General features: G+C 71.1%; 16 protein-coding genes and 1 pseudogene. 9 read left to right on the forward strand and 8 right to left on the reverse strand.

Features of this window, described 5'->3' with window-relative positions; translation table 11 throughout:
- Positions 1 to 363: 363 nt before the first annotated feature.
- From AB0M27_RS21815 to AB0M27_RS21825, 3 genes are all read right to left on the reverse strand, one after another.
- Positions 364 to 636, reverse strand: coding sequence for a hypothetical protein (locus AB0M27_RS21815; RefSeq protein ID WP_365723512.1), 273 nt, complete (start codon positions 634 to 636; stop codon positions 364 to 366).
- Positions 637 to 868: 232 nt separating this feature from the next.
- Positions 869 to 1150, reverse strand: coding sequence for a zinc ribbon domain-containing protein (locus AB0M27_RS21820; protein ID WP_365723513.1), 282 nt, complete (start codon positions 1148 to 1150; stop codon positions 869 to 871).
- Positions 1053 to 1994 carry a transposase gene (locus tag AB0M27_RS21825; RefSeq protein ID WP_365723514.1) on the reverse strand — a complete coding sequence of 314 codons (942 nt, stop codon included), beginning with the start codon at positions 1992 to 1994 and terminating at the stop codon, positions 1053 to 1055. Before AB0M27_RS21825 ends, AB0M27_RS21820 begins: the two co-directional genes overlap by 98 nt.
- A gap of 160 nt (positions 1995 to 2154) precedes the next feature.
- Here AB0M27_RS21825 and AB0M27_RS21830 point away from each other — a divergent pair, with 160 nt between their 5' ends.
- The 4 genes and pseudogenes from AB0M27_RS21830 (at position 2155) to AB0M27_RS21845 (ending at position 5340) form a co-directional block, all read left to right on the forward strand.
- Positions 2155 to 2613, forward strand: a complete 459-nt coding sequence (locus AB0M27_RS21830; protein ID WP_365723515.1) for an FAD-dependent oxidoreductase — start codon at positions 2155 to 2157, stop codon at positions 2611 to 2613.
- 22 nt (positions 2614 to 2635) lie between these two features.
- Positions 2636 to 3598 (forward strand): annotated as a pseudogene (locus AB0M27_RS21835) (VOC family protein); the annotation flags it as partial.
- Positions 3599 to 3867: 269 nt separating this feature from the next.
- Entirely contained in the window at positions 3868 to 4563 is a 696-nt protein-coding gene (gene pyrF, locus AB0M27_RS21840; protein WP_365723516.1) for an orotidine-5'-phosphate decarboxylase, read from the forward strand.
- 81 nt (positions 4564 to 4644) lie between these two features.
- Positions 4645 to 5340 (forward strand): alpha/beta hydrolase, encoded by a 696-nt coding sequence (locus tag AB0M27_RS21845; protein WP_365723517.1) that lies wholly within the window; start codon positions 4645 to 4647, stop codon positions 5338 to 5340.
- Between the two features lie 7 nt (positions 5341 to 5347).
- Here AB0M27_RS21845 and AB0M27_RS21850 read toward each other — a convergent pair whose 3' ends face one another.
- On the reverse strand, positions 5348 to 6565 hold the full coding sequence (locus tag AB0M27_RS21850) for an alginate lyase family protein (protein ID WP_365723518.1): 1218 nt from the start codon (positions 6563 to 6565) through the stop codon (positions 5348 to 5350).
- Positions 6566 to 6763: 198 nt separating this feature from the next.
- On the opposite strand from AB0M27_RS21850, the gene AB0M27_RS21855 reads away from it, so the two are divergent.
- From AB0M27_RS21855 to ppk2, 4 genes are all read left to right on the forward strand, one after another.
- Positions 6764 to 7210 carry a hypothetical protein gene (locus tag AB0M27_RS21855; RefSeq protein WP_365723519.1) on the forward strand — a complete coding sequence of 149 codons (447 nt, stop codon included), beginning with the start codon at positions 6764 to 6766 and terminating at the stop codon, positions 7208 to 7210.
- Between the two features lie 117 nt (positions 7211 to 7327).
- The gene (locus AB0M27_RS21860; protein WP_365723520.1) at positions 7328 to 8467 is read left to right on the forward strand and encodes a PLP-dependent cysteine synthase family protein; all 1140 of its coding nucleotides are present in this window, start codon (positions 7328 to 7330) and stop codon (positions 8465 to 8467) included.
- Complete coding sequence (locus tag AB0M27_RS21865) at positions 8464 to 9717, forward strand: MFS transporter (protein WP_365723521.1); 1254 nt, start codon at positions 8464 to 8466, stop codon at positions 9715 to 9717. The genes AB0M27_RS21860 and AB0M27_RS21865 overlap by 4 nt, the downstream gene beginning before the upstream one ends.
- A gap of 135 nt (positions 9718 to 9852) precedes the next feature.
- Complete coding sequence (gene ppk2 / locus AB0M27_RS21870; protein WP_365723522.1) at positions 9853 to 10656, forward strand: polyphosphate kinase 2; 804 nt, start codon at positions 9853 to 9855, stop codon at positions 10654 to 10656.
- 43 nt (positions 10657 to 10699) lie between these two features.
- Here the strand turns inward: ppk2 and AB0M27_RS21875 are convergent, their stop codons facing one another.
- The 4 genes from AB0M27_RS21875 to AB0M27_RS21890 all read right to left on the reverse strand — a co-directional run bounded on the left by AB0M27_RS21875 (position 10700) and on the right by AB0M27_RS21890 (position 15326).
- Positions 10700 to 13084, reverse strand: a complete 2385-nt coding sequence (locus AB0M27_RS21875) for a phosphoketolase family protein (RefSeq protein ID WP_365723523.1) — start codon at positions 13082 to 13084, stop codon at positions 10700 to 10702.
- Positions 13085 to 13364: 280 nt separating this feature from the next.
- Positions 13365 to 14312 carry a DNA-3-methyladenine glycosylase 2 family protein gene (locus AB0M27_RS21880; protein WP_365723524.1) on the reverse strand — a complete coding sequence of 316 codons (948 nt, stop codon included), beginning with the start codon at positions 14310 to 14312 and terminating at the stop codon, positions 13365 to 13367.
- A 238-nt stretch (positions 14313 to 14550) separates the two neighbouring features.
- Positions 14551 to 15066, reverse strand: a complete 516-nt coding sequence (locus AB0M27_RS21885) for a hypothetical protein (protein ID WP_365723525.1) — start codon at positions 15064 to 15066, stop codon at positions 14551 to 14553.
- Positions 15063 to 15326, reverse strand: a complete 264-nt coding sequence (locus AB0M27_RS21890; protein WP_365723526.1) for an SHOCT domain-containing protein — start codon at positions 15324 to 15326, stop codon at positions 15063 to 15065. Before AB0M27_RS21890 ends, AB0M27_RS21885 begins: the two co-directional genes overlap by 4 nt.
- Positions 15327 to 15585: 259 nt before the next feature.
- On the opposite strand from AB0M27_RS21890, the gene AB0M27_RS21895 reads away from it, so the two are divergent.
- The gene (locus tag AB0M27_RS21895) at positions 15586 to 16950 is read left to right on the forward strand and encodes an MBL fold metallo-hydrolase (protein WP_365723527.1); all 1365 of its coding nucleotides are present in this window, start codon (positions 15586 to 15588) and stop codon (positions 16948 to 16950) included.
- The last annotated feature ends 42 nt before the right edge of the window (positions 16951 to 16992 follow it).

The following is a 16992-nucleotide window of genomic DNA, read 5'->3' on the forward strand; positions in this document are numbered from 1 at the left end:
CATACATCCGAACCTACCCGAGAAGACTGACAGTTGAGAGTTCTCGATCATTGTGGGCGACATCACCGCCGTGCGGGGTGGACGCCGGATCGCCCCGACGGCGATCCAGCTATCCCTGCCCTGCTCCGCAGGAGTCCGATACCTCCCCGGCCCTGAAGGCCAGGGCATCCTCGGATGAACCCGGTGAACAGCGGCAGGAGGGCGCCTCGGAACTCCCGGCCGACCGGTCCGGCGGTCTTCCCGATGTTGGTGCGGGCGGCGAAGACGGCCTGCATGCCGGTGCCGCTCTCGCGGACGTCGACCAACTGGCGGCTGCGACCTCCGCCCCGGCGCGCTCACCTGGGACTTCGAAACCGTCAGTCGTCACGGTGCGTCTCCGTCCCAGTCGAAGTGGCGGGGGTCGCCGGGGCGTGGGGCGTACATCGCCCGGCCGTCGGCACCGAACTGCCCCAGCTCGGTGGGGAGGGCAGCGCCGGTGCCGATCTCGGCCTCCGTCCAGCCGGTTATGTCGAGCAGGAGCCCGTCCAGCGGCCCGCCGACCAGTTCGGCGTACCGGCGTCCCGGCCGCGGGCCCGGATGGTCGTGGTCCTGACCGTAGACCCGGCCGCGCAGCAGTTGCTCATCGTTCCTGTCCATATGGCCAGCCTCGCAGCCACCACTGACATTGCCATGGGCCGGACTCGGAGGGGGAACGGCCGCCGACGCAGCTCCCCCCTTCCCCCGCCACGCCCCCGCACCTCGGCAACACAGCCCGCCGCGAAACCCACTGGCGCTCCCCCGTCCGGCAAGCATCGCCCAGAACTCGATGCGCAAAGTTAATGCGCACCAACCGTTGGTGACTCCTCCCCCTCATTGAGGGGGCTTCTCGCTAGGCCGGTGCGGCTTGGCGACGGGCCAGCCCGGCCCGTAGAACGTTCAGGGCTCCCACCGTGTCCGCGTGCGCGTGGTGGCCGCACGCCTGACAGTGGAACGTCTCCTGGGTGGGCCGGTTCTCCTTGGCGGTGTGCCCGCATGCGGGGCACCGCCGGGAGGTGTGGCGGGGTCCACCGACATCACCTCCCGTCCGGCCCTTCCGCCTTGGCGGTGAGTATCTGCAGGAACACCCCCCATCCGGAATCGGCGATCGAACGGTTGAGCCCAGCCTTCGCACCGGCCTCGTTGGACAGGAAGCTGCCCGGCTGAGGCCTGGGCGCCGGGGCCTTGCTCATGCTGCGGATCTGGAGGTCCTCGTGCGCGATGAAGTCATGCTCCCGCACGGGGCCGAGCGCGGTCTTGTGTGCGTGGTCCAGTCGCTGGCGGCGGACCTTTCGGTGCAGCCGGGCCACGTTTTCCCCGGCCTTGCGCCACCGGTTGCCGCCCCGCTTGCACCGGCTCGGCGCCTGCTGCGCGGCGTGCAACTTCGCTGCGGCCTTCGCCCCGTGCCGGGGGTTGGGCACGAAGCCGCCGCCCGAGTCGGCGAGGAAGTGGGCTATACCCACGTCGACACCGACCACGCTGCCACTCTGGGCAAGCGGATCGGGCCGGGCCTGCTCGGCAGTCAGGACGGCATACCAGCGCCGCCCTTCCCGCTTGACCGAGATCGTCTTGACCTTGCCCATGACCGGCCGGTGCCGGTGGACCCTGACGTGTCCGATGCCCTGGAGGCGGACGCGGGTGACGGGGTCGTGCGGGGTGGCATCCCACCGGCAGCCGTCGCCGTCCTTGGGGAAGTCCACCGTGTCGAACCGATGGCCCGATCTGAAACGCGGATAGCCCGGCTTCTCTCCGGCCCTGATGCGACGGAAGAACGCGGCGAACGCCTTGTCCAGGCGCCGCAAGGTCGCCTGCTGGCTGGAGAACGACCAGCGGCCCTGACGCTCCGGGTCGAACGCCCGGATCTCCTTCAGCTGCGCGGACTGCTGCCCGTACTGGATCGCCGTCCTCGAGGTGTGCCGGTAGGCGTCGCGGCGTTCCTGCAACGCCGAGTTGTAGAGCGAGCAGTGATCGCGCAGCATCCGGCGAGCGCGCCCTGCTGGCCCACGGTGGGACGCATCAGGAACTTGTTCGCACGGGTCACCCGGCCCGCCCCCCTCCAAGACCAAAGCCGGTGAGATCACGCTACCCGCCACCACCGACAACGAAGCAGACACCGGCGCTGCGCGCCTCGCGACAAGGATGCGTTCCCTCCCCGGCCGAAGCCGGGGACACCCACGCAAGACCAACGGATGGACGTCACCGGTCGGATTGCTGCACGATGACGCACAGGCAGCTGATCGGCATCACTCTGTCACTGACAGCCCCGCCGCCCCCAAGCGGACCCGTCCGGCGGGGCGGCCTCTGCAAGGGAGTGGCCCGTTGTGCTCCTCCGCCTTCCGCGCCGCTCCGGCCTCCGCCGATGTCGTGATCGTCGGTGGCGGCGTCATGGGTGCGAGCACCGCGTTCCACCTCGCCGAAGGCGGGGTGACGAACGTCGTCGTCGTGCCCGGCTTCCTGTACGCCACTCAGCGCCGGCCGGTTCCGCCGCGGCGCCGACATCCGCCCCGAAGCGCACGTGGTGTGAGCACCGATGGCTCACGTGGTGTGACCGACAATGCCTCACATGGCGCGCGCATACCGACGACTCACTCGGTGTGACCACCGACCGAAAGGCCGAACCATGTCGACGATCAGTCAGTGGCAGCTGCGGGCCGCGTTCGCGGCTCGGCTGTCGGCGATGGACGGCCGGGAGGTTCCCGCCTACACCACGCTCGTGGACGTCTCGCGCGAGGTCAACGAGGACGTCCTGCGCGCGCGGGGAGCCGACGCCGAACGCCTCGGGTCCATCGGCCGGGTGACCGCCGAGCGGCACGGAGCCATCCGTGTCGGCACGCCGCGGGAACTGCAGCAGGTCGCCCGCGTCTTCGCCGCCCTCGGCATGCACCCGGTCGGGTTCTACGACCTGCGGGAGGCCGCGGTCAGCGCCGTACCCGTCGTCTCCACCGCGTTCCGGCCGGTCGACGGCGAGGAACTGGCACGCAACCCCTTCCGGGTGTTCACCTCGATGCTCACCCCGGCCGACCCCCGTTTCTTCGACACCGACCTGCGCACACGCCTCGAAGCCTTCCTCGCCGGACGCGAACTGTTTCCCCCGGAGTTGCTCGCGCTCGCCGACCGTGCCGCCGCGGAGCGGGAACTTCCCGAGGCGGAGGCCGAACACTTCCTCCAACTGTCGGTGCGGGCCTTCGAGTTGTCCCCCAAGCCAGTCGACAAGGCATGGTACGAGACCCTGGAGCGGATCTCCGCCGTCGCCGCGGACATCGGCGGCGTACGCAGCACGCACATCAACCACCTCACCCCGCGCGTCCTGGACATCGACGAGCTGTACCGGCGCATGACCGAGCGCGGCGTCGAGATGATCGACACGATCCAGGGCCCGCCCGCCTGGAAGGGTCCCGATGTGCTGTTGCGGCAGACCTCCTTCCGGGCCATGGCCGAACCCCGCGCGATGCGCACCCCGGACGGCAGCGTCGTCAGCGGCGCCCTGCGGGTCCGCTTCGGCGAGGTCGAGGCCCGCGGCATCGCCCTGACGCGCGAGGGCCGGGTTCTGTACGACGAACTCCTCGGCCGCGTCGACGAGCAGGGGTCCTGAGGGAGAGGCCCCGGAGGGCAACGGGGAGATACGGATCCCGGGCGAGCCCGGCATCGCCTACGCCGCCCCGTTCCTCATCTCCCACTACGTCACCGCCCACGGCTACCGGCCGCCGCAGGTCTTCATCGATGCCGTCCTCGCCGTCGGCCTCGAGGCATGGGCCGCCGCACGATGGCCCGACGTGCCCTTTCCCTGGGTTCCGGCTGACGCGGAACGCATGCTGGAGTAGGGGGACAGCCGGTGGCGGGCACAATGGCGGCGTGGATACGCGCGACCAGATCATCGTCGCCCTGGACTGCGACGCCCGGGCCACCGCCGAACGCATCGTCGAACAGCTGGGCGACGAGTGCCGTTTCTACAAGGTCGGCCTGGAACTGCTCACCGCGGCCGGCCCCGACTTCGTCGAGCGCCTCGTCGCGCAGGGCAAGGAGGTCTTCCTGGACCTCAAGCTCTTCGAGATCCCCAACTCGGTCGCCGGAGCGGTCCGCGCCGCGGGCGCGCTGGGCGTCTCCATGGTGACGGTGCACAGCATGGGCGGCCTGGGCATCATGACTGCCGCTGTCGACGCCGCCCGCGCCTTCCCCGGACTGCGGATTCTCGCGCTCACCGTGGTCACCAGCATGACCGACGAGGACCTCACCGACATCGGGATCGCGGGCTCGGCCGAGGAGCAGGTGCTCAGACTGGCCCGGCTGGCGGGGAGGGCCGGCTGTCACGGTCTGATCGCCTCGCCTCAGGACGTCGCGGCCCTGCGGAACGCACTGGGGTCCGATCCCCTGATCGTCACTCCGGGAGTCACCCTGCCCGGTGACTCTCCGGCCGAGCACGCCCGCCCCGGAACGCCGCGCGCCGCCATCGCCGCCGGCGCCTCGCACGTCGTCGTGGGGCGGACGGTCACACGTGCCGCGGACCCGGCGGCAGCGTTCCGTCTCGTCCGCACCAGTCTCGTCCAGTAGGCCGACACACCGCGGGGCAGCACATTCTGCTGTGGGCCGAGGTTGTCGCACTTCGGACGGCGTGTGGGGCAGCATCGTCACATGCTGCCCGTCTTCGTTCTCCTGCACAGTCCGTCCGTCGGCCCCTCGACCTGGCACCCCGTGGCCGAACACCTGTCAGCGGCGGGACACCCGGTACGGGTGCCGTCCCTCCTGCACATCGGTGCGGGTGCTCCGCCGTTCTGGCCCCGGATCGCCGAGGCGGTCCGCGACGACCTTCGGCAGGTCCCGGCCGACCACCCCGTGACGCTCGTGGCCCACAGCAACGCGGGGTTGTTTCTTCCCACGATTCGCTCGGGTCTCGACCATCGGGTGACCGCCTCGATCTTCGTCGACGCCGCACTGCCGGCGCGCACCGGGCCCACTCCTGTCGCCTCGCCCGAGGTACTGGAGTTCCTCCGCCCGATGGCCGTGCACGGCAGGCTGCCACGCTGGACCGACTGGTGGGACGAGGCGGACGTCGCACCCATGTTCCCGGATCCGGAGATGCGACGGACGGTCGTCGAGGAGCAGCCCACCCTGCCACTCTCCTACTACGAGCAGCGCATCCCGGTCCCCGACGGCTGGGACGACCACCCCTGCGCCTACGTGCTGTTCGGCCCTCCGTACGACGACCTGGCCGCCGAGGCGCGCGCACGCGGCTGGCGTGTGGCCCACCTGCCCGGCGCGCACCTCCACCAGATCGTCGACCCTGCCGGCACGGCCCGCCACCTCGTCCGACTGGCCAGCGCGTCGTGATGCCACGTCAGTTGGGATTGTCACCGTCGGTGAGGGTCTCCCACGCCACGAAGAGGTTGTTGGTGCCGGCCGGGCGGTTCTGCTCGGTCAGCGTCTGGGTGTTGGTCATGGCGATGCCCATGCGATTGTGCAGGGCGTTGTAGCCGACCTCCGTGATGGGACCGAGCCCTCGCTTGACGGATCCGCCGCACAACCAGCTTGGGACCGCGGCGCCGAGCTCGTACTTGGACTGGAAGCCGAGCGCCTGCCGCAGCCGTTCACCGACGTCGGTGCCGTAGAGATCCTGCCCCTGGATCCGGCTGGTTTCGGCGACGTGCGAGATGGCGGAGATGCCGTATCCGGTGTGCACGAAGTCGCGGCAGGTCTCCTGGGTGAGGCCGGTCACGAAGGTGGACTGCCCCTGCCAGTAGGAGACGATCTTGTCCCGGGTGTTCAGGTTCTGGCTCGGTACGGTCTTGGGCAGGTCGCCGTCGGAGGAGAGGTAGACGTAGGCGGCGGTGCGGGTGCGGAAGCGTGCCATGGCCGAGTCGTATGAGGCCTTGTCCTCGAGGAAGACGGAGATGCCGACCGCGGCCTCCATCATCGTCAGTTCCCAGTTCCCGTTGGAATTGGAGCCGTTGACGACTTTGGGCAGGTAGACGTTGCGGAGCAGGGTGGCGAACCGGCCGGCGTCGGCCCAGGTGCCGGTGTAGGTGTACTTGATGAGCTCGGCGGCCTTGGCCCAGGAGGCTCCCGCCCAGGCGGTCTGCAGCGGCGCGTTGCTGTTGGTGTGGTCCGTGAGCGTTGCGGACCAGGCGTCCATGAGTTCGATCGCTTTTCTCGCGTACCGCTCGTCGCGGGTGACGTACCAGGCGAGCGCGTCGGTGTACGCCGCGAGGGCGTCCTCACGTTCGTCCGTGCAGCCGTAGTTGGGGTTGGAATACGGGCCACACTCGACGACGGCGCGGGGTTTGGGGGTCCGGTTGAGGCTTGCGTACGGGCTCGCCATCATCTGGTCGTACGCCGCCTTCCAGGGCTGAGCGCCGGCGAGGACCTTGCCGCGCGCGAAGTCGAGTTGGGCGCGGGAGACGGTGACACCCGGGTGGACGAAGGCGGCGGGTGCGGCCTGCGCCCGCTGGGTGCCGGGCCAGGAGAGAAGTCCGGTGGTCAGCAGGGCGGCTGCTGCGGTGAGCGTGAGAGCGGAGCATGGGGACTTGCGACGACGTGGAGCGGGTGTTCCCTGCATAGGACACGTCCTCATATGTGAATGGAATGCGCCCCCTTGAACGAAGCGCTGACCGATGACCATAGGTACGGACCAACGACCCGTCAAGCACCCGAGAGACATGGGGAGTTCATTGCGGTGCGGGTGGACCTCCGGAAGGCTGACGGACACGCCCGATGACAAGAACTTTGTGCGCATGCCCGACTACGCTATGTGTTCATGGGAGCTGGGTCGGTCCTCACCCGAGGCAGCCGCTCCGTGCCGCGGGCCGGAGCGGTGGTCGTCGTGTTGCTGGCCACGCTCCTGCATGTGCTCGGCTGCTCGCACGGTCCCACGGCAACCGACACCCTGCGCATCGCCGCCCTGGCGCAGGCGGCGCCCGTCAGCTGCGGACAGCAGCCCGGTGACAGACACCGGGAGACCACGGCCGGGCAGAGCACGCCCGCGCACGACGAGGGAGCTCACTGCTGCGCCCTGGACGAGCCGACCGTACAGCCGCCGCGCCACCCCGGTCCGGCCGGACCGCCCCTCCCTGACGTCCTGCCGTCCGAGCCTCCCGGGCCCGCGCCTGCCGTGCCACCGTCGGCACATCACCACTCCCCCACGACCCCTGCCGCGTTCTCCGCAGGACATGCGCAGTCTCTTCTTGGCGTGTGGCGGACCTGATCGGCCACCTCGCCGTGCTCGGCACCACGCGAGCCCACGGCGACCGATCGGCTCCGCCCCTCTTCCCACCCATCGGCCGGCTGCCGGACACGGCGCGGGCCGCAGGAGAAGCACGCCATGAACCACCCCACCCGTACCGCCCAGTCGATGCCTCTCGCCCATGCGTCCGCCGAGGCCAAACTTCCTCCGCACACCCCCGCCGGCCTCGTCGGCGACACCCCCGTCCTGTGGATCGGCGAACCCTTCACCGCCGCCGGTTGCGGCTTCTGGGCCAAGCTCGAGGGCCACAACCCGGGCGGCATCAAAGACCGCAGCGCCCTGTACATGGTCCATGTCGCCCGTGAGGGAGGCCGGCTGCGGCCCGGTTCCCGCATCGTCGAATCGACCTCGGGCACCCTCGGCCTCGGCCTGGCCCTGGCCGGAGCGACGTACGGCCATCCGGTCACCGTCGTCACCGACCCCGGCATCGAGCCGTTGATGACGGGCCTGCTCTCCGCGTACGGAGCGCGGGTCGATGTCGTCACCACGCCCCATCCACAAGGCGGCTGGCAGCAGGCCCGCCGACAGCGCGTCGAGGAGCTGCTCGCCGTCCATCCGGACGCATGGTGCCCGGACCAGTACAACAACCCGGACAACGTCGCCGCCTACGCCGCGCTCGCCCACGAACTCGTCGCCCAGCTCGGTCACATTCACGCCCTGGTCGTCTCCGTCGGCACCGGCGGCCACTCGGCCGGCATCGGTTCCGTGCTGCGCGGCTTCTTCCCCCGCCTGCGGATCGTCGGGGTCGACGCCACCGGGTCGACGATCTTCGGCCAGCCCGCCGGATCCCGCCTCATGCGCGGCCTGGGCTCCAGCATCCACCCCCGCAACGTCGACTACGGCCTCTTCGACGAGGTGCACTGGGTCGCCGCCCCCGAAGCCGTGTGGGCCGCCCGGCGCCTGGCCCGCGAACACTACGCCAGCGGTGGCTGGAGCGTCGGAGCCGTCGCCCTCGTCGCCCGCTGGCTGGCCCGCACCCTGCCCCCGGAGAACCGGATCGCCGCCGTCTTCCCCGACGGGCCGCAACGCTACGTGGGCACGGTCTTCGACGACACCTACTGCCGCCGCCACGATCTCCTAGGCGCCCTGCCGGCCGACGACCCCGACGAGATCGCCGACACCCGGGAGCGCACCGTCACCCGCTGGACCCGCTGCACCCACATCACCGACCCCCTCGCCGGTCCCGGACAGCACGATCTCGTGGGAGCCACCCGATGAACCAGGTGTGGCAGCAGACCCGTTCCTTCCCGCCCGCGGCGCGGCTGCTGATGGCCAACCAGTTCGGCATCAACCTCGCCTTCTACATGCTCATGCCCTACCTCGCCACCCACCTGGCCGACGGACTCGGCCTCGCCGCCTGGGCCGTCGGCCTCGTACTCGGCGTCCGCAACTTCACCCAGCAGGGCATGTTCCTCATCGGCGGCACCCTCGCCGACCGCCTCGGCTACAAGGCCCCGATCATGGCGGGCTGCCTGCTGCGCACCCTGGGTTTCGGCCTGCTCGGCTGGGTCGGCGACCTGCCCACACTCGTCGCGGCCTCCGCCGCGACGGGCTTCGCCGGCGCCCTGTTCAACCCGGCCGTCCGCGCCTACCTCGCCGCCGAGGCGGGCGAACGGCGCGTGGACGCCTTCGCCACCTTCAACGTCTACTACCAGGCGGGCATGCTGCTCGGCCCGTTGGTCGGACTCGCCCTGCTGGCCGCCGACTTCCGGCTCGTGTGCACGGTCGCCGCCGCGGTCTTCGCCGTCCTCACCCTGCTGCAATGGCGCGCGCTGCCGGCATGTCATCACCGGCAACCCAGGGGCGGCCGGCAGGACGGTGTGCTCGCGCAGTGGCGAGGCGTCGTGGCCAACCGGCCGTTCCTTCTCTTCTCCACCGCGATGATCGGCTCGTACATCCTGACCTTCCAGGTCTACCTCGCGCTGCCGCTCGCCGCGTCCGACGCTCTCGGCGCCGAGGGGACCGCGGTCACCAGCGGGCTGTTCGTCGTCTCGGCCGCGGTCGCCGTCGTGGGCCAACTGCGGCTCACCGGCTGGGCCAAGGCCCGCTGGCAGCCCGGTCAGGCGCTGGTGCGCGGGCTGACGACCATGGGGGTCGCGTTCGTACCGCTCGCCCTCAGCCCGCGCGGATCCTCGGCGGCCGTCCTCGTGTCCCTGGTCGTGGCCGTGATGCTGCTGGCGGCCGGATCCGCGATCGTCTACCCCTTCGAGATGGACACGGTCGTCGCCCTGTCCGGCAACCGCCTGGTCGCCACGCACTACGGTCTCTACAACACCGTCTCCGGACTCGGCATCACTCTGGGCAACCTCGGGACCGGGGCCCTCTGGGACTTCGCAGGGCGCCATGACACCACCTGGCTGACCTGGGCGGCTCTCACGGCGACCGGCACGGCCTGCGCCGCGGCGGTCGCGACGCTCGCCCGAACGGGACGCCTCACCACACCACAACCCCAGCCCGCCCCAGCGTGAGGCTCCCCCTCGCACCTGCACCAACCGGAGAGCGTGCCGTCCGTCCGGCGGCACGCTCTCTCGGTGTCGCCGACACCCCGGACCCGGTCCCATGGCGCGGCAGCGGCCGGAGGGCCGCCGGGAGACAATGGCCGCATGACCGACAAGAAGGCGTCGACGCTGTCACGCAAGACCTATGAAGCCGAACTGCTGCGGCTGCAGATCGAGTTGGTCAAGCTGCAGGAGTGGGTGCGAGCCGAGGGTGCCCGACTGATCGTCGTCTTCGAAGGGCGGGACGCGGCCGGCAAGGGCGGCACCATCCAGCGGGTCACCCAGTATCTCAACCCCCGTGTCGCCCGGATCGTGGCGCTGCCCAAGCCGACGGAGCGCGAGCGCACCCAGTGGTACTTCCAGCGGTACGTCGGGCACCTGCCGGCCGCCGGGGAGATCGTGCTCTTCGACCGGTCCTGGTACAACCGGGCCGGCGTCGAGCGCGTGATGGGCTTCTGCACCAGGGAGGAGTACCAGTTGTTCCTGCGCCAGTGCCCGATCTTCGAGCGGATGCTGGTCGAGGACGGGATCCTGCTGCGCAAGTACTGGTTCTCGGTGAGCGACGCGGTGCAGCAGGAGCGCTTCCACCACCGGCTGGAGGATCCGCTGCGGCGCTGGAAGCTGTCGCCGATGGACCTGGAGTCGATCACCCGCTGGGAGGCGTACTCCCGGGCGAAGGACGAGATGATGGTGCACACCGACATCGCCGAGGCGCCCTGGTACGTCGTGGAGAGCGACGACAAGCGGCGCGCCCGGCTGAACATGATGGCCCACCTGCTGTCGTCCGTCCCGTACCGCGAGGTGCCGCCACCGGTGCTGGAGCTGCCGGAGCGGCCGCCGTCCACCGGCTACGAACGGCCGCCACGTGATCTGCAGACCTACGTCCCCGACCACACCGCGCAGCTGTGACACCCCCACCGTCCGGGGAGGGCTCGACCGGGGGCCCGGGCGTTCAGCCCTCCCACGACCAGTCGGCCACCTCGGGCATGTCCATGCCGTGCTCGCGGATCCAGTCGTGGTGGCGCTGCCGGGCGTCAGCCATGCGCTGGCGCAGGGCAGCCGACCGTACCGCCAGACCGGGGACGCGGTCGATGACGTCCATGACGAGGCGGTAGCGGTCCAGGTCATTGCGCACGACCATGTCGAAGGGGGTGGTCGTGGTGCCGATCTCCTTGTAGCCGCGCACGTGCAGGTGCTTGTGGCCGGTACGCCGGTAGGCGAGGCGGTGGATCAGCCACGGGTAGCCGTGGTACGCGAAGATGACCGGCTTGTCGGTGGTGAAGAGGCCGTCGTACTCGAAGTCGGTCATACCGTGCGGATGGTCCTCGCTCGGCAGCAGGCGGGCGATGTCGACGACGTTCACCACGCGCACCGCCAGCTCGGGCAGCTCGCGGCGCAGCAACTGGGCCGCCGCCAGCACCTCCTGTGTGGGCACGTCGCCCGCGCAGCCCAGTACGACGTCGGGCTCGCGGGTGCCGTCCTCGGTGCCGGCCCAGTCCCAGATTCCGGCGCCGCGCGCGCAGTGGGCCGTCGCCTGCTCCATCGACAGCCAGTCGAAGCAGGGCTGCTTGCCGGCCACGATCACGTTGACGTAGTCGCGGCTGCGCAGCACGTGGTCGGCCATCGACAGCAGGGTGTTGGTGTCCGGCGGGAAGTAGACCCGTACCGCCTCGGGGCTCTTGTTGAGGATGTGGTCGACGAAACCTGGGTCCTGGTGGGAGAAGCCGTTGTGGTCCTGGCGCCACACGTGGGAGGTGAGCAGGTAGTTGAGGGAGGCGATGGGCGCGCGCCAGGGCAGGCGCCGGGTGGTGCGCAGCCACTTGATGTGCTGGTTGACCATGGAGTCGACGATGTGCGCGAATGCCTCGTAGCAGGAGAACAGGCCGTGCCGGCCGGTGAGGAGGTAGCCCTCCAGCCAGCCCTGGCAGGTGTGTTCGGAGAGAATCTCCATGACCCGGCCGTGCCGGTCGAGGTGTTCGTCGACGGACAGGGTCGCGGCCTGCCAGGCCTTGCCGCTGGCGCGGTAGACGGCCTGCAGCCGGTTGGAGGCCGTCTCGTCGGGGCCGACCAGGCGGAAGTCACGGCGGTCGGCGGTGGCGGCCATGACGTCCTGGAGCATGTCGCCGAGGACCCTGGTCGGTTCGTGCAGGGTGGCGCCGGGCTTGTCGACCGCCACGGCGTACTTCTCCAGCGGCGGCAGGGGCAGCTCGCGCAGCAGGAGCCCGCCGTTGGCGTGCGGGTTGGCCCCGAGCCTCCGGGATCCCTCGGGAATACAGGCGAGGACGTCCGGGCGCGGCGCGCCGTGCTCGTCGAACAGCTCCTCGGGGCGGTACGACCGCAGCCACTGCTCCAGTTGGCGCAGGTGCTCGGGGTTGTCCCGGACCGCGGCGAGCGGCACCTGGTGGGAACGCCAGGTGCCCTCGACCGGCAGCCCGTCGACCTCGGCCGGGCCGGTCCAGCCCTTCGGCGTGCGCAGCACGATCACGGGCCAGCGGGGCCGGTCCGTGGCCCCGTCCTCGCGGGCGGCCCGCTGCAGGGCGGTGATGCGGTGGACGGCGATGTCCATGGCCTCGGCCATCGCGCGGTGTACGGCCGCCGGATCGTCGCCGGTGACATGGATCGGATCGTGGCCGTAGCCCCGGAGCAGGTCGTCGAGTTCGGCCTCGGGGAGCCGGGCCAGTACTGTCGGATTGGCGATCTTGTAGCCGTTGAGGTGCAGGATCGGCAGGACGGCGCCGTCGTCGACCGGGTCGAGGAACTTGTTGGAGTGCCAGGAGGCGGCCAGCGGTCCGGTCTCCGCCTCGCCGTCGCCGATCACACAGGCGACCAGCAGGTCCGGATTGTCCAGAGCGGCGCCGTAGGCATGGGAGAGGGAGTATCCCAGCTCGCCCCCTTCGTGGATCGAGCCCGGGGTCTCCGGCGCGACATGGCTGGGCACTCCGCCGGGGAAGGAGAACTGCTTGAACAGCCGGGCCATGCCCGCCGCGTCCCGGGTGATGTCCGGATAGGTCTCGGAGTACGACCCCTCCAGCCAGGAGTTGGCCAGGACGGCGGGACCACCGTGGCCAGGTCCCCAGATGCACAGGGCGTTCAGGCCGCGGGCCTTGATGAGGCGGTTGAGGTGGGTGTGCACGAGGTTGAGGCCGGGTGACGTGCCCCAGTGACCCAGCAGCCGCGGTTTGACGTGCTCCGGGCGCAGCCGTTCGGTCAGCAGGGGGTTGGCCATGAGGTAGATCTGGCCGACGGAGAGGTAGTTCGCGGCGCGCCAGTGGGCGTCCAGCGTGGCGAGCTCCTCGTCCGTGAGCCCGGCGGGCGCCTGCTGCGTGTCGACGGGCATCGGGATTCCTTCCGGATCGGACGGCGGTCGGGGCGTGACGCATGCCCGGGCGGGCACGGCACCCACCCTGCGGCGGATCGCCGGGTACCCGACAGGGCCGGTCGGTCCACGGCCGCCGGCAAGGCGGCCCCTTCGGGCCGCCTCAGGGCTGAGGTCCACCCCGTACAGCCTGCGCCCACCGCCGGGCGCCGGCCCGATGACAAGCTCCGACCGGAGGTGCAGGACCACTCTCGGGGGACGGCGTCCACAGCGCGCACCGGTACCCGACGGCCTCGACCCCTCAGTGCAGCGGCCCTCGCAGGGGTGCGCGGGGTGCCCGGCGGGGAGCCGTCCAGGCGTTGAGTTCGATCAGCCGGACGACCCGGTAGCGGTGTGGCCTGAAGGGCTCGTAGAACTCCTCGATCTCGTCGTCCGCCAGCGGCCGGCCGAGCAGGGCCATCCCGGTCATACGGCCGAGGTGGTAATCGCCGAGCGGCAGCGCGTCGGCGTCGCCGAGAGCGCGGTGACCGACCTGGGCGGCCGTCCAGGTACCGACGCCGGGCAGCTTCGCCATCAGCTCGTAGGCCCGGGCAGGGTCACCGGCGGCCCGGTCGAGCCGTCCGGCGTGGCGGGCGGTCAGGATGACGGTGCGGGAGCGCTGCAGGTCGACGCCGGCCTGGCGCCATTCCCAGCTCGGGAGGGTCCGCCAGACCTCGGGTGAGGGCGGAACCCGCATGCCCACGGGCGCGGGACCGGGCGCCGGCTCCCCATGGGCCCGGACCAGGCGGGTGAAGGACGCGGCGGCGTCCAAGCCGATCACACGCTGTTCGATGATCGCCGGGACGATCGCTTCGAAGAGGCGCCCGGTGCACGGCACACGCAGGCCCGGCATACGCCGGCAGGCGGCGCGGAGCACCGGATGCCCGGGCCGGAACAGGTCGGGCCGGTCGCCCGCGCCCAGCTCGGTGCGGATGTGGTCGACGAGTTCGGCGGCCCCGGCTCCCCAGGCGTCGATGCGGAGATCGTCCAGGCGCTGCTGCCGGATGCGGTACGTCACCGGTCCGGAGCCTGTGAGCGCCGTACGCCACAGGGCGCCGTCGGCCTCGACGTGGTGCGTGGGGTCGTCGAATCCGCGGCGCAGACTCTCCAGGGTCAGCCGCGCGTCCAGGGCGAAACCGGGCTGCCAGTGCAGGGACCGGTCGGGGGCTGGTGCATGTGTTGCCTGCGTGCGTGAGCGGGAACCGGTCACGCAGACCATCCTGACGCCAATGGCGCGTGGGCTCGAATCGGCATCCCGGGACCGGTCACAGAGCGGCCTGGCGTGTGCTGGTGGGCAGACCGATCACTTCGAGGAGGAGGTCGTCGCCGGAGCCCCCGGCGCCGTGCGGTCGGGGGGTTCCCGCATCCGGAGGAAGCGGCCGTGCCATGTGTGATACCAGACCGTGCCGGTGGTCGCGTTGACGGAGAGCATGCCGACGACATGGCGATCACGCAGGGTGTGCAGGGTGTAGTAGCCGGGGAACCGATCGGCTTCGGCGGCGTGCAGCCCGGTGTGGTGCTCGCCCAGCCACTGGTCGGCGATCCGTACCGCCTGGCCGGGCCCGACTGCCGGTCCGGCGGGATGCGGGCATCATTCCGTAGACCGTGTTCCACATCATGGCCGGGCCGTACTCCAGGTGCACTGTGCCGCTCCCGGGGTCGATGAGGACTTCGGTGGCAGGACGGCCGTCGTGGTCGAGGAGTTCGGCGTAGTAGCCGTTGCTGAACCGCATGACCTCACCGACACGCAGGCCCCACCGCTCGGCGAAGCGCCCGGCGGCACGGTCCGCATCGGCCATGCCGCGGACGGTGCCCGCGCGGGAAACGGCGCCCGTCATCACGCCGGGGCCCGGACGCCACGGCCCGGAACCGACGCCCATGACCCACATGAGCGAGGCGACGAGCGCGGCCACCGCGGCGACCAACACCGCCAGGAAGAGCCACCGGCGCGCCAGCCCGGTCATCGGGGCCCTGGCTTGTGCGCGGCGAGGCGTTGGCGCGCCTCGGTGTAGGTGTCCGCGTCGATCTCGCCCGTGGCGAAGCGCCGGTCGAGGATCTCCTCCGGAGTCTCTCGCGGTTCCGGAGCCCGGTGGGTGCTGTCGCCGTGCGTGGTGGGGTGGTGGGCGAAGCGGATCCCCGCCCACACGGCGAGAGCGATCAGCGCGATCCACAGCAACGGCATGAAGGCCATCCACGCCCAGCCGCCGCCAGCCCAGTACATCATCGCAGCTCACCTGCCCATGAGGGTTCTGCTCCCACTGTCCCCGGGAGCGGAGAACGGCGGCAGGGGCCCTTCGGCCTCACCGGAGGACCTGTCGGGCACCTCTGTGCCCGGTCCAGGTGAGTGATGGCGCGGCTCGCGCTGCGCGGGGGGCCGAGTCGTCGTTGCTCGTGGGCTCCCGACCTCTCAAAAATACCCCCGGGGGTACTCGTGCTACCGTCGACATATACCCCGGGGGGTAATTCACCGGAAGGGAGTCCCCGTGTTCTTCGTCGACACGATCGAGGTGGCCGGGCTCGGCAACCGCAGCTATCTGGCGGGCGGCGAGCGGACGGCCGTGGTGGTCGATCCGCCCCGTGACATCGACCAGGTGATCGCCGCCGCCGCACGACGCGGGGTGCGGATATCCCACGTCGTCGAGACGCACCTCCACAACGACTACGTCACCGGCGGACTGGAGCTGGCCCGGGTCACGGGCGCCGGCTACCTCGTCCCCGCCGCGGCCCGGGTCTCCTACGAGCGCGTAGCGGTGCGCGACGGCGATCGCCACGAGATCGACGCCGGCGCCGGACTGGTGCTGCGCGCGATCGCGACGCCCGGCCACACCCCGCACCACACCTCGTACGCACTGGAGGAGAACGGCACGGCCGTCGCCGTGTTCACCGGTGGCTCACTGCTGATCGGCACCGTCGGCCGGCCCGACCTGGTCGAACCACGGCTGACGGAAGACCTCGCCCGGGCCCAGCACGCCTCCGCACACCGTCTGGCCACCGAACTGCCGGACGACGCCACCGTGCTGCCCACGCACGGCTTCGGCAGCTTCTGCTCGGCCGGCCAGGCGGGGGTCACGTCCACCACGATCGGCAAGGAGAAGGCTTCCAACACGGCCCTGACCCGGGATGTGGACGGTTTCGTCGCCGAGTTGCTCACCGGTCTGGACGACGTTCCCGCGTACTACGCCCACATGGGCCCGGCCAACGCCGCGGGGCCCGCGCCGCTCGACCTGACCCCGCCCGCCCTCGCGGATGCCGACGAGATCGCCGGCCGGCTCGCCGCCGGGGAGTGGGTGGTCGACCTGCGCAACCGGGTCGCCTTCGCCGCAGGGCATGTCGCCGGCTCGCTCAACTTCGAGGCCGAGGGACAGCTCGCCACCTACCTGGCGTGGCTGATCCCGTGGGGCAAGCCGGTGACCCTGCTCGCCGAGTCCGCCGACCAACTCGCCGCCGCCCAACGCGAGTTGGTCCGGGTCGGCGTCGACCGCCCGGCCGCCGCGGCCGCGGGAGACCCGGCGCGCTGGACACGGGAGGGCGAAGCCCTCGCCACCTTCCCGCGGGCCACGTTCGCCGACCTCGCGGAGCACCCCGGAGACGGCATCGTCGTCCTGGACGTCCGCCGGGACGCGGAGCGTGCGTCGGGCCATGTGCGGGGATCGGTCCACATCCCCGTCCACGCCCTGCACCGCCGCCTCGACGAGGTCCCCGACGGGCAGGTGTGGGTGCACTGCGCCGGCGGTATGCGCGCCGCCATCGCCGCCTCCCTGCTGGACGCCGCGGGCCGTGACGTCGTCGCGGTCGACGACCGCTTCGACTCGGCCGAGCAGGCCGGGCTCACCGCCCGCACCCCGTGACGGCGTCCGCCGCAGAGCACCGCACCGAGAAGACGAACTGGA

Source organism: Streptomyces sp. NPDC052107 (assembly GCF_040680215.1).
Taxonomy (GTDB): Bacteria; Actinomycetota; Actinomycetes; order Streptomycetales; family Streptomycetaceae; genus Streptomyces.

Excerpts from the sequence above, each read along its gene's own strand:
- AB0M27_RS21815 (WP_365723512.1), bottom strand. The coding sequence starts at position 636 with ATGGACAGGAACGATGAGCAACTGCTGCGCGGCCGGGTCTACGGTCAG.
- AB0M27_RS21825 (WP_365723514.1), bottom strand. The coding sequence starts at position 1,994 with ATGCTGCGCGATCACTGCTCGCTCTACAACTCGGCGTTGCAGGAACGC.
- AB0M27_RS21830 (WP_365723515.1), top strand. The coding sequence starts at position 2,155 with ATGCGTTCCCTCCCCGGCCGAAGCCGGGGACACCCACGCAAGACCAAC.
- AB0M27_RS21845 (WP_365723517.1), top strand. The coding sequence starts at position 4,645 with ATGCTGCCCGTCTTCGTTCTCCTGCACAGTCCGTCCGTCGGCCCCTCG.
- AB0M27_RS21850 (WP_365723518.1), bottom strand. The coding sequence starts at position 6,565 with ATGCAGGGAACACCCGCTCCACGTCGTCGCAAGTCCCCATGCTCCGCT.
- AB0M27_RS21855 (WP_365723519.1), top strand. The coding sequence starts at position 6,764 with ATGGGAGCTGGGTCGGTCCTCACCCGAGGCAGCCGCTCCGTGCCGCGG.
- AB0M27_RS21860 (WP_365723520.1), top strand. The coding sequence starts at position 7,328 with ATGAACCACCCCACCCGTACCGCCCAGTCGATGCCTCTCGCCCATGCG.
- AB0M27_RS21865 (WP_365723521.1), top strand. The coding sequence starts at position 8,464 with ATGAACCAGGTGTGGCAGCAGACCCGTTCCTTCCCGCCCGCGGCGCGG.
- ppk2 (WP_365723522.1), top strand. The coding sequence starts at position 9,853 with ATGACCGACAAGAAGGCGTCGACGCTGTCACGCAAGACCTATGAAGCC.
- AB0M27_RS21875 (WP_365723523.1), bottom strand. The coding sequence starts at position 13,084 with ATGCCCGTCGACACGCAGCAGGCGCCCGCCGGGCTCACGGACGAGGAG.
- AB0M27_RS21885 (WP_365723525.1), bottom strand. The coding sequence starts at position 15,066 with ATGACCGGGCTGGCGCGCCGGTGGCTCTTCCTGGCGGTGTTGGTCGCC.
- AB0M27_RS21890 (WP_365723526.1), bottom strand. The coding sequence starts at position 15,326 with ATGATGTACTGGGCTGGCGGCGGCTGGGCGTGGATGGCCTTCATGCCG.